Raw genomic sequence first — 12,737 nt, 5'->3', positions numbered from 1 at the left:
GTCAGCGGGAAGATGATCGTATGCGGAGGAAACAACTTCAGCAGGAGCGGAATGGTCACGGCGAGGGTCGGAATGCACATGACCAGTAATGGAGAAATGATTAATAATTGATTGAACATATAACAGCATAAACCAGGCATCATGAAATACAACAACGGCAACGAGCCCGATATCCACGTGGGTATCATGGCAGAAAAGACCATCGAACTCGAACTCGAAGGAGTTTACCAATGCAGAAACAAAGAAGTCACCGGCAACGGCTCGGCTTTCTTTTCCGGTAACGAAATCCATGTGAAATTCGACTCAGGGATCTCCTTCGAAGGCGAAAAGCTGATATTCCAACCGACCGACCGGGAGGCTTGCAGTTTACTGCTCCGTGATGTCACCATCGGCATCAACTTCCACTGGGAGCGCAAGGAAGACCAGAAATTCCGGGGAGGTCTGGAGCTCATCCGCGAAGACGAAAACATCCGGGCCATCAACCTGGTGCCGGTAGAGCAATACCTGGTGAGTGTCATCTCTTCGGAAATGAGCGCCAACAGCAGCATGGAACTGTTGAAAGCCCATGCCGTGATTTCGCGTAGCTGGCTGTTGGCACAGGTCGATAAGCATGAATCGCTGGAAAACGAAGAAGAAAAATATGTGACGACCGTGCAAACCGACGACGAACTGGTTAAATGGTACGACCGCGAAGATCACACCGACTTCGATGTGTGTGCAGACGATCACTGTCAGCGTTACCAGGGAATCACCCGGGTGGTATCGGAAAACGCTGCCACTGCCATTCGCGAGACCTTTGGCGAGGCGCTTACCTCCAATGAACGCATTGCCGACGCGCGTTTCTCGAAGTCGTGCGGAGGTATTTCCGAATCGTTCGAGAATTGCTGGGAACCAGTGCATCACCCGTACCTGGTGAAAATTATCGACAACCCGGAAGCGCCCGAAGGTTTTAATCTTGACCTGACGGCAGAAGAAAATGCCGACCGCTGGATTCGTTCCAATCCGCCGGCCTTTTGCAACACAACCGATGCTAAAGTTCTGAGCCAGGTTCTGAACAATTACGATCAGGAAACCACTGATTTCTATCGCTGGAAAGTAGCATACAGCCAGGAAGAAATCAGTGCGCTCATCAAAAAACGGACCGGCATAGATTTCGGAAATATCAAGGCATTAGTGCCGGTAGAACGGGGTGATTCAGCCCGTCTCATCAAGCTACGCATTGAGGGAACGAAGAAAACACTGACCATTGGTAAGGAGCTGGAAATCCGGAAAGCGCTGTCTACTTCGCACCTATACAGCTCGGCATTTGTGGTCGATACCGAAGGAGAAGAGAACGGCCTTCCGGCGAAATTCATCCTGACCGGAGCCGGCTGGGGGCACGGCGTTGGTCTTTGCCAAATTGGTGCGGCCGTTATGGGAGAAAAGGGTTACTCTTACCAGGAAATCCTGGCGCACTATTTCAAAGACGCTTTGCTCGAAAAAGTCTATTCGTAAACCAAACCATACCAAACCATGAACCGATATCTGTTCATTCTGAGTTTCCTGTTGCAGGCTTTTGCCGGAACAACACAGGCGCGCGGAGTTATCCGCGTCAATCAACTGGGCTACCTGCCCGATGACATAAAGGTGGCTGTTTTCCTTTCACCGGAAGGAGATTTGCCCCACGAATTCGAGTTGGTTAATTCCCTTACCGGAAAGACAGTCTACATGGGACAACCGGAATTGGCAGATGGCAAACCCTGGGGAATGCCCAGTGCTGCCCGGCTCAACTTCAGCAGTTATACCAGGCCCGGAGGCTATTTCCTTCGCATTGGAAAACTGGAATCACCGCAATTCAGTATTTCAGAACATGTGTACGACGGCACCGCCGACTACATCCTGAAATACATGCGGCAGCAGCGGTGCGGCTTCAATCCGTTCCTCGATGATTCGTGTCACACGCACGACGGCATCATTGTCGATCATCCTACCCGTTCGGGCGAGTTCATCAACGTCACCGGCGGCTGGCACGATGCCACCGATTACCTGCAGTATGTCACCACTTCGGCAAATGCCGTAGCCCAAATGCTGTTTGCCTACCGGGAAAACCCCGAAGCGTACGGCGACCATTACAAGGCCAATGGTTTGCCTGGTTCAAATGGCGTTCCCGACATCCTGGACGAAGCCCGCTGGGGCATCGACTGGTTGCTGAAAATGAATCCGTCGGACAGCGTGATGTTCAACCAGATTGCCGACGACCGCGATCACATCGGTTTTCGTCTTCCTAATAAAGACACCGCCAACTACGGTCTTGGGAAATGCCGCCCGGTGTATTTCGTTACCGGAAAACCGCAGGGATTGGGCGAGTTCAAGAACCGAACGACCGGAGTGGCTTCAACAGCCGGGAAGTTTGCATCAGCTTTTGCACTTGCCGCCGACATTTACAAAAAGTCCGATCCCGCTTTCGCGGACACGCTGATTCGAAAAGCCAAAGCCGCCTTTCAATTCGGAGTATCGGAGCCCGGCGCTTGCCAAACGGCTTGTTATGTTTCACCCTATTTCTACGAAGAAGACAATTACGTCGACGACCTGGAATTGGCCGCTGCGGCCCTCAACGAAGCAACCGGAAAGAAAAAATATTTGCAGGATGCCGCTTACTGGGGAAAACTGGAACCGGTGACTCCGTGGATGGAACTGAACCGCGCCCGGCATTACCAGTTCTACCCGTTCATGAACTTGGGGCATGTGTACCTTGCCGCTCATGGCGATTCCGCGCAAGCGAAAGCCTTTGCTGCCGACCTGAAGCAAGGTTTGGCCGACATTTACGCCCGGGCAAAAAAAGACCCTTTCCTCATGGGTATACCGTTTATCTGGTGCTCGAACAATCTGGTCACGGCAGCGGCCACACAAGCCCGGTTGTACCGCCAAATCACCGGCGACCAAACCTACCGGGAAATGGAAGCAGCCTTGCGCGACTGGCTTTTTGGATGCAATCCGTGGGGAACATCGATGGTGGTTGGCTTGCCTGCCGGAGGCGATTATCCGGTCAACCCGCACTCATCCTATAAAGTGATTTTAGGGAAGCTGACTTATGGCGGATTGGTGGACGGCCCCGTTTACACGTCGATTTACAACAACCTGCGCGGCATCCGCCTGCTGCACGACGATGACTACGCCGCCTTCCAGAACGGACGCGCGGTGTATCACGACGACGAAGGCGACTACTCGACCAACGAACCCACAATGGACGGAACGGCCAGTCTTAGCTATCTTCTCTCTTCGCTTCAGAAAGAGGGCATGAAGAGTAAAACCTACGAAAATGTCAAGAAGACTCAGGGCGGCATTGTCCGGATGGATTCACTGAAATCGACAGTTTATCTCGTTTTTTCAGCACACGATACCAACGATGGCGGAAAAACCATCGAGAAAATATTACGCCGGAACCATGTAAAAGCTTCGTTCTTTTTCACCGGCGACTTTTACCGGAATCCGGAAAACCGGAAACTGATTGAGCGCCTCCGCGAAGATGGCCAGTATCTCGGTCCCCACTCCGACAAACATCTGCTGTATGCCGACTGGACCAAACGCGATTCGTTGCTGGTGACCCGCGATGAGTTTACAGAAGATTTACGCAACAACATCAAAGCGATGGAAGCCGCCGGCATTCCTGCCAAAGAAGTAACCACGTTCATGCCGCCTTACGAGTGGTACAACCGGGCCATCGCCGACTGGAGCCGCGATTTGGGACTAACGCTCGTCGATTTCACTCCGGGCATTCGCACCAACGCCGATTACACCACGCCCGACATGAAAAATTACCGCAGTTCGGACCAGTTGTACAACGATTTAGTGAAGTTCGACCAAAGCAATCCGGGAGGACTGAATGGCTGCATAATCCTCATTCATCTCGGAACATCGCCGGACAGGAAGGACAAGTTTTATGAACAGCTCGGCAAAGTCATCCATTTTCTGAAGGAAAACAATTATCAACCCAATAGATTCTAACGCATGCGACAAAACGCAACACCAACCAAAAGAAATCCGTGGGCGTGGATTCCCACACTTTATTTCGCAGAAGGGCTTCCCTACGTTATCGTAATGACGGTTTCGGTCATCATGTACAAACGACTGGGAATTTCCAATACCGACATCGCTTTGTACACCAGCTGGCTCTATTTGCCGTGGGTTATCAAGCCGTTGTGGAGCCCCGTGGTCGACGTGTTGCGCACCAAGCGCTGGTGGATTGTTATCATGCAGTTGTTGGTCGGTGCGGGTCTTGCCGGAGTGGCATTGACGATTCCCATGCCCAACTTTTTCCGTTACTCGCTGGCATTTTTATGGCTCGTGGCGTTCAGTTCGGCCACGCATGACATTGCCGCCGACGGCTTTTACATGATGGGCCTCAACCAGTACGAGCAAACCTATTTCGTCGGCATTCGCAATACCTTCTATCGTTTTGCCATGCTCACCGGACAGGGATTGCTGGTCATCCTGGCCGGTTACCTCGAAACAGCCACCGGTCTTCCGGAAACGGATATCGCCTTTCATTCCGTACCCGGAAAAGAGACAACGATACAATTCCAACCCAGTAATATCAGTTTTCCGGAAACGAAAAGCAGTGATTACGTTTTAGTTCCTTCTAAAAAAGACATTCAAATCGGCACTGTTCCGGTTTCCCGGGAAAAAGCCGACAGCATCTTCACGGCAGTGAAAGAATGGAACATCAGTCATGGATTCTATTCTGAAGAAACTTCGCTCAAAGGAACCCCCGATGGTTCAAACGGCACAACATCCGGGTTTGCTCTGGTTGCTTACAAACTGAGCCAGCCACCGAAAGACGGCAAGGAAGTGGTGTTGAATTTCGGCATGAACTCAGGCAACAAAAGCTTTCACCTGAAGGAAGGAACCCGTTTTGTTTTCACCGACAAGAACTGGAACGAACCGGCGTTTGCCATCGTGCAGGTTGACCCGAAACTGACGAAGAAAGCGGAAGCGACCTTCTCGGGACGAGCCGGTAATATCCCGCTGGCCTGGAGCCTGACCTTTATGGTGCTGGGCGGGTTGTTTATCCTATTCTTCCTGTGGCACCGGTTCATTCTTCCCCGTCCGGCCGAAGATACCGACAAGCACGAAAAAACTTCATTGTCCCGCGTAATGAGTGAAGTACTGGAAACATTTGCCTCTTTCTTCCGCAAGAAAAACATTTGGGCCGGACTTGCCTTTTTGCTGCTCTTCCGGTTAGGAGAATCGCAGTTGGTTAAACTCGCCTCACCATTCATGCTCGACGGGCGCGCCGAAGGAGGTTTGGCGTTAACCACCGGGGACATCGGTTTGATTTACGGAACCATTGGGATGATTGCCCTGACCGTCGGCGGAATTTTAGGAGGTTTTGTAGCCGCCAAATGGGGCCTGAAGAAAACCATCTGGTGGATGGCCGTAGCGATGAACCTCCCAAACCTGGTTTATGTGTACCTCGCCTATGTGCAACCCGATACAATGCTGCCCATTGTAACTTCGGTCGGCATCGAGCAATTCGGCTACGGTTTTGGATTTACCGCCTACATGTTGTACATGATCTACATTTCGGACGGCGAACACAAAACGGCTCACTACGCATTGTGTACCGGCTTCATGGCCCTGGGCATGATGCTTCCGGGCATGGTCAGCGGTTGGATTCAGGAAACCGTCGGGTATCAGCATTTCTTCGTTTGGGTCATGCTATGTACCATTCCGGGATTCATTCTCATATCATTGCTGAAAATCGACCCGAAATTCGGAACCAAAGCAAAAGCATAAAAAACACTTCCCCGCTTTCCGGCGGGGATTTTTTTGTCCTAACTTTATTTCTCAAACGGGAAATAATGAAAACAACAACTCCGGCAACACTGGAAGAATGGAGGCAATGGCTAAAGGAAAACCATGCGAAAGAGACCGAAGTATGGCTGGTTTACCACAAAAAACATACAGGCCAGTCCTCTGTTGCATACGAAGACTCTGTTCAGGAAGCCCTTTGCTGGGGCTGGATTGACAGTCTGATTAAGCGATTGGATGAAGACCGGTATGCCCGGAAATTCACACCCCGAAAACCGGACAGCCAATGGTCGGCGTCCAATATCAAGCGGATTCAGTTACTCAAAACCACAAAAAGGCTACAACCGGCCGGTTTGGATCTTATTCCTGAAAAAGTGATGAAAGGTGAAATACCAGAACAAGAATCCAAAACGGAAATGTGCCTGGAATTCCGGGAAGCGCTATCGCAAAGTCCCAAAGCCCGCGAGCATTTTGAGAACCTGACTGAAAAGCAGAAAGACCTTTTTGTCCGTTGGATTGCTTCGGGCAAACAAAGCGCAACAAGGCAGAAACGATCAACAGAAGCCATCAATTTATTAACAAAAGGTAAAAAGCTGGGAATGAAATGAATCTTCTATGATGCAATTTTCGTAAATTGTGTAGAACAAATAAAAATAACCCCGATGCGCCTCTTTCTCTACATAGCCGGATATTTTCTGCTGGTGCTCGCTTTGATTGCCGCACTTTTATTTTTATCTGTTTGCCTCGAAAGAATACACCTCAGTAAAGCCATGATTGCCACTCTCCTCTTTGTAGCTCTCTTTTTCTCCGATCATGGACGTTATTTGATCCATCGTGAGCATCGTTCCCGCGAATAAATTCACTCCCTGATCTTTGTTCATCCCACCCACTTTCGATATTTCTGTTTCCTGAACAATAACACACTCAGACATTTCGGACACCATTATCCCTTTTTGTTACATTTTTTAATTTCCTGATTAAACCAATTCCTCTTTTTACCATCCAAAGAACCGTGAAACAAAACGACAGGAAATTCTCACTATGAAAAAGATATTACTCATTAGCTTAGTCATTACAGGACTCACATTTCAGTTATATGCCCAACCGGCTCCTGCCCCCGGTGCTGCAGGGAATTCGCCTGCAACATTTCCGGGAGTCGTAAAGGGAAAAATCGTGGAAGCCGGCACCAAAACCCCTATGGAATATGCCAATGTGGCTATATATTCACAACAGGATTCCTCGATTGTTGGAGGAATTATGACACAAGCCGATGGGTCGTTCCAGATAAAAAACGTTCCCCCGGGGAACTACTATCTTCAGGCCAACTTCATAGGTTATGAAAAACATACCCTTCCGGGAATTAGTATCAATCGTTCCGGTTCAGTCGCCGATATTGGTACACTGGAACTGAAACCGGCTTCAAAAGAGTTGAAAGGTGTGGACGTTGTGGCCGATAAAGCCCGCGTGGAATTTAAACTCGACCGGCGCGTGGTGAACGTTAGTCAGGAAATCAGTGCTGCCGGAGGTTCGGCTGTCGATGCGCTGGCCAATACCCCATCGGTGGATGTTGACATCGAAGGGAACGTATCGGTTCGCGGCAGTTCCGATTTCACCGTACTCATCGATGGTAAGCCCAGTGTGCTGGATGGTAGCGATGCATTGAAGCAGATTCCGGCCAGCGATATCGAAAGGATAGAAGTTATCACCAATCCTTCGGCCAAATATGACCCCGAAGGCGTTGCCGGTATCATCAACGTGGTGATGAAAAAACACATCAAAGGGTCGTTCAGCGGCGTTGCCAACCTCAGCGCGAGTAACACGAATAAAACCCGTGGAGATTTGACCCTGAACTACCGAAATGACAAGTGGACATTTATGCTGGGAGGGGATTTCCAAAACATGGTTTTTAGTGGCGAAAGAAATGTACATCAGGAATTGTATAACGCCGACACAACGACGGTTATCAACTCGGTTGGTAACATGGACCGAACCTGGAAAGGAAAAGGAGTGCGCGGCGGTATCGATTATCACATTTCTGATAAAACGACACTTAGTATGAGCGGACGCGTTGGCGACTATACTTTCCAGCGGAACAGTCTGTCTACGCAGCACACCTACGACAATTTTGGCACCGACAATTACATTTTCGAGGATAATACTTCTGCCCGAAAGGGGAACTACTGGAATTCCGATTTCACTTACAGCCATAATTTTAACAAAGACGGACATAAGTTAATCGCTACTTTCTATGCCAGTGGTCGTCAAGGTCCGGATAATGAGTACCAAATTCGGTATCCCAGCGACGCCAATGGTAATCCCATTGACCAGAATCCTGATAAAATCCGGACCGTCGAAGCATCTAATGACAATGAATACCGGCTTAAAGCCGATTATACCCTTCCGGTAAACGACGAAAATAAATTCGAAGCCGGATACCAGGGACGTGTCAACCGGGAATCAGAAGATTACCTTTTCGAAAATTTTGACTACACTAGTGATAGCTGGGTCAATAATCCGAATTTCAGTAGTGCTTTCGATTTTAGCCGCGATATCCATGCGCTTTATGCAATCTGGTCACACTCGACCAAATCGTTCTCCTGGCAAACCGGATTAAGAGCGGAATATACCAAGCGCGAAATGGATCACACGGCCTCGTCAGATCCGTATATCATCGACCGGGTTGATTGGTTTCCGTCTGTCCATCTGTCTCAAAAATTCGGAAGGGATATCGAATTGCAATCCAGTTACAGCCGACGCATCAGTCGCCCAAGAGGCTGGGATTTGGAACCATTCCCATCGTACATGGACCCATACAACATCCGGGTAGGAAATCCGGCACTGGAGCCTGAATACACCGATTCATATGAATTATCGATATTAAAGCGCATCAAAAAATCATTCATCTCGCTGGAAGGCTATTATCGCCGTACCAATAACCTGATTACCCGTATTCAGGAGCTACACAGCGATGGAATCATTTACCACACACGGGCGAATATGAACAGTGACCAATCGTTGGGAAGTGAATTGATGGCGAACCTCGATCTCTATCCCTGGCTACGGATTATCGCCAGCGGAACCGTTTTCTATTACCGCCTGGAAGGAAGCGTAAACGGAGAGAGTGTCGACCGGAACAGCACCAACTTTAACTCCCGCTTAACAGCTGATGTCAAATTCACTCCAACTACCCGCTTTCAGTTGATGTCTATCTATCGCGGTCCTTCCGTTTCGGCGCAGGGAGAGTACAACGGAATGGCATTCGCCAATGCATCATTGAAGCAGGAACTGTTCAACAAGAAACTATCTGCAACCTTGCAGGTTCGTGACATTTTCGGCACGATGAAACGAAGCGGGACATCGTATGGCGATGGTTTCAAAACCGATTTTGAATTCAAGAGAGAACCAAGGGTATTTCAGTTAACTCTAAGCTACATTATCAATAATTACCGGTCGAAGTCGAGAAACGGCGGTGGACAGGAAGGCGGCGGCGACGACATGGGCTCAGAATACTAATTGTAAATCAAACTAACTAATAGGGGCATCCGTCATGGATGCCTTTTTCTTTTCCGGCAACCAGATAAAATTTAGAAACTGTCTAAACAACAATAAGCCAATCTGCGAAGCCTTTCAAAAATCAGCCTGGCATACCGACAACACCAGTGAATTGTTGCCGAGTCAACTGACCTTGTGAGCTAAAGAATACTTCAATTTTGAAAATCCATGAATTAAAAATTATATTTAGAGACCAATATCCGACTTCATACTAAAACTAATTAAAATGACAAAAGCTAAAAAGAACCAAAGCAACGTTTCCCGACGTGCTTTCCTCGGCACGTCCGCAGCAGCCGCTGCAGGATTTACGATTCTTCCCAGTAACACCATAGCCGGTTTGGGGCACAAAGCGCCCAGCGATAAGCTGAATATTGCCGGAATTGGTGTGGGCGGAATGGGCCGTACCAACCTGAAAAACATGAATACAGAGAATATCGTTGCATTGGCCGATGTTGACTGGAAATACGCCGGTAAAACATTCAACGATTATCCGAACGCGGTACGTTATAAAGATTTCCGCGAATTGCTCGACAAGCAGAAGGATATTGACGCCGTGATGGTCGCTACTCCTGACCACGTGCATGCCCTGGCAGCATACGAAGCCATGAAACTGGGCAAACACGTGTACGTTCAGAAGCCGTTAACCCACTCGGTTTACGAATCGCGCCTGCTGACCAATACGGCTAACGAAATGGGCGTAGCCACCCAAATGGGAAACCAGGGTAACTCAGGCGAAGGAATCCGTGAAATTTGTGAATGGATTTGGGCCGGAACTATCGGCGACATCAAGGAAGTACATGCCTGGACCAACCGTCCAATCTGGCCTCAAGGTCTCGAGCGTCCTACTGAAAAAGTTCGCGTACCCAGAACCCTCGATTGGGATCTTTTCCTCGGCCCAGCAGCTTACCGTCCGTACAACCCCATCTACACACCGTGGAACTGGCGTGGCTGGTGGGACTTTGGAACCGGAGCGTTAGGCGACATGGCCTGCCACATTCTCGACCCGGTTTTCAAAGCATTGAAACTAAAATATCCAACTGCTGTTGAAGGTAGCTCAACCCAAATCAATACCGAATCGGCACCTGAAGCACAAAAGGTAACTTACTGGTTCCCTGAAAGGGATAACTTACCCAAAGTAGCCATGCCGGCTGTGAAAGTTACCTGGTACGACGGCGGTCTGTTACCCGAACGTCCTGAAGAGCTGGAAGACGGAGAAATGATGGGCGACTGGGGTGGCGGTGTCATCTTCGTTGGTTCGAAAGGAAAAATTATGTGCGGTACGTATGCACGTAATCCGCAATTGCTTCCTACCAAGAAGATGGAAACCTTCAAACAACCTGAAAAAACATTGCGTCGTATCCCGAAAGCAATGGAAGGTGGCCACGAGCAAGATTGGATTCGCGCTTGTAAGGAAGACAAGAGCAATCGTATGGAAGCTTCGTCCAACTTCAATTATTCCGGTCCATTGAACGAAATGGTGGTCATGGGAGTTCTGGCCGTTCGTTTGCAGGATCTGAAACGTCGTTTGTTATGGGATGGTGAAAACATGAAGTTTACCAACATTGCCGACAATGATGAGATTCGTGTGGTTACCTCCGACAAATTCGAGGTGGTTGACGGCGACCCGAAATTTGATACAAAATACGATACCATGAATGCCAAGAAAGCAGCGGAAGAGTGGATTCGTCACCACTACCGTGAAGGCTGGCACCAGATTTGATTTATATAAATTTATTTTGAGGATGAGGTTGTTTCTGCAAAGAGGCAACCTCTTTTTTTGTATGAAATACAATTTAAAATTTTTGTAGAAACCGGTAAATAAAAATAAATTTAGAAATCCTAGTTATAACCAATTAATTAACCAGATTTATGGATCGAAAGAATAATGTCTCCCGTCGGAGATTTCTGGGAACATCCGCTGCCGCTGCTGCAGGGATTACCATCCTTCCCTCGAACACCATCGCTGGACTTGGTCACAAAGCACCAAGCGATAAACTGAACATTGCTGCTGTAGGAATCGGCGGAATGGGTTTTGCCAACCTGAAGAACATGGAAACCGAGAATATCGTAGCTCTTTGTGATGTCGACTGGGGCTACAGTAAACGTGTTTTCGAGCACTATCCCAACGCCAAGAAGTACAAGGACTGGCGCAAGATGTACGACGAAATGAGCGACCAGTTCGATGCTGTTCTGGTGGCTACCGCCGACCATTCACATGCCGCTGCAGCCGCTCACGCCATCACGTTGGGCAAACATGTTTACGTGCAAAAACCGCTGACTCACTCGGTTTACGAGTCTCGTCTGTTAACCAAACTGGCCGATAAATACAAAGTTGCGACCCAGATGGGTAACCAGGGTTCGTCAGGCGAAGGCGTCCGTCAGGCTTGCGAATGGATGTGGAACGGAGAAATTGGTGATATCACGAAAGTGGAAGCTTTCACCGACCGGCCTATTTGGCCGCAAGGGCTGAACCGTCCGAAAGAAGTAATGCCCGTTCCGGATACACTGGATTGGGATCTCTTCATCGGCCCGGCTGCTTTCCGCGAATACAATTCCATTTACACACCATGGAACTGGCGCGGATGGTGGGATTTCGGAACCGGCGCGCTGGGAGACATGGCTTGCCACGTTTTGCACCCGGTATTTATGGGACTGAAACTCGGATATCCGACCAAAGCACAGGGAAGTTCTACACTCTTGCTGACGGATTGTGCGCCTAATGCGCAAATGGTCAACCTGACCTTCCCCGAAAGGGAAAAACCCAAAAATGTAAAAATGAATCTTCCGGAAGTGGAAGTTACCTGGTACGATGGCGGTCTTCAACCGAAGAAGCCGGAAGGCTGGCCAGCTGGTAAAAACATGAATGATGCCGGCGGTGGTGTGATCTTCCACGGAACCAAAGATAAACTGATTTGTGGTTGTTACGGAAAAGACCCGTGGCTGCTTTCGGGAAGAACACCCAACGTTCCTAAAACGCTTCGTCGCGTAGAGAACGCTATGCAAGGCGGTCACGAACAGGATTGGATTCGCGCCTGCAAAGAAAGTCCGGAAAACCGGGTTCAACCTTCCTCACCGTTCAGCGAAGCCGGACCATTCAACGAAATGGTTGTGATGGGTGTACTCGCCGTTCGTTTGCAGGGCCTGAATAAAGAACTGGATTGGGATGGCGCCAATATGCAATTCACGAACATAAGTGATACCGACTCATTACGCATCTGCGTTGAAGATAATTTCACCATTAAAGATGGCGACCCGACCTTCAACAGGGTATGGACGGATCCAATGAACGCAAAAGCTTTTGCCAATGAATTGATTAAGCATACTTATCGTGAAGGTTTTACTTTACCTGACATGCCTGCTTAATCTGCATTGATTGATTTATAGGTTATGAAAAG

General features: G+C 49.0%; 8 protein-coding genes. 7 read left to right on the top strand and 1 reads right to left on the bottom strand.

Annotated elements, in window-relative coordinates; all coding sequences use genetic code 11:
- Positions 1-141: 141 nt before the first annotated feature.
- The 4 genes from AC060N_RS02005 to AC060N_RS01990 all read left to right on the top strand — a co-directional run bounded on the left by AC060N_RS02005 (position 142) and on the right by AC060N_RS01990 (position 6,398).
- A complete protein-coding gene (locus AC060N_RS02005) occupies positions 142-1,494 on the top strand; it encodes a SpoIID/LytB domain-containing protein (protein ID WP_479525662.1) in 1,353 nt (450 codons plus the stop codon).
- Positions 1,495-1,512: 18 nt separating this feature from the next.
- On the top strand, positions 1,513-3,984 hold the full coding sequence (locus AC060N_RS02000; RefSeq protein WP_479525661.1) for a bifunctional glycoside hydrolase family 9 protein/polysaccharide deacetylase: 2,472 nt from the start codon (positions 1,513-1,515) through the stop codon (positions 3,982-3,984).
- 3 nt (positions 3,985-3,987) lie between these two features.
- Positions 3,988-5,775: an MFS transporter gene (locus AC060N_RS01995; RefSeq protein WP_479525660.1), complete on the top strand. Its 1,788-nt coding sequence runs from the start codon at positions 3,988-3,990 to the stop codon at positions 5,773-5,775.
- Positions 5,776-5,840: 65 nt separating this feature from the next.
- Positions 5,841-6,398: a YdeI/OmpD-associated family protein gene (locus AC060N_RS01990; RefSeq protein ID WP_479525659.1), complete on the top strand. Its 558-nt coding sequence runs from the start codon at positions 5,841-5,843 to the stop codon at positions 6,396-6,398.
- 123 nt (positions 6,399-6,521) lie between these two features.
- Here AC060N_RS01990 and AC060N_RS01985 read toward each other — a convergent pair whose 3' ends face one another.
- Positions 6,522-6,722, bottom strand: coding sequence for a hypothetical protein (locus AC060N_RS01985; RefSeq protein ID WP_479525658.1), 201 nt, complete (start codon positions 6,720-6,722; stop codon positions 6,522-6,524).
- A 109-nt stretch (positions 6,723-6,831) separates the two neighbouring features.
- On the opposite strand from AC060N_RS01985, the gene AC060N_RS01980 reads away from it, so the two are divergent.
- The 3 genes from AC060N_RS01980 (at position 6,832) to AC060N_RS01970 (ending at position 12,705) form a co-directional block, all read left to right on the top strand.
- On the top strand, positions 6,832-9,303 hold the full coding sequence (locus tag AC060N_RS01980; RefSeq protein ID WP_479525657.1) for a TonB-dependent receptor: 2,472 nt from the start codon (positions 6,832-6,834) through the stop codon (positions 9,301-9,303).
- A gap of 265 nt (positions 9,304-9,568) precedes the next feature.
- Complete coding sequence (locus AC060N_RS01975) at positions 9,569-11,062, top strand: Gfo/Idh/MocA family protein (protein ID WP_479525656.1); 1,494 nt, start codon at positions 9,569-9,571, stop codon at positions 11,060-11,062.
- Between the two features lie 149 nt (positions 11,063-11,211).
- The gene (locus AC060N_RS01970) at positions 11,212-12,705 is read left to right on the top strand and encodes a Gfo/Idh/MocA family protein (RefSeq protein ID WP_479525655.1); all 1,494 of its coding nucleotides are present in this window, start codon (positions 11,212-11,214) and stop codon (positions 12,703-12,705) included.
- Positions 12,706-12,737 lie beyond the last annotated feature (32 nt).

It is taken from the genome of Prolixibacter sp. DSM 2831 (genome assembly GCF_056493735.1).
This window is presented reverse-complemented; position numbering and strand designations above follow the sequence as displayed.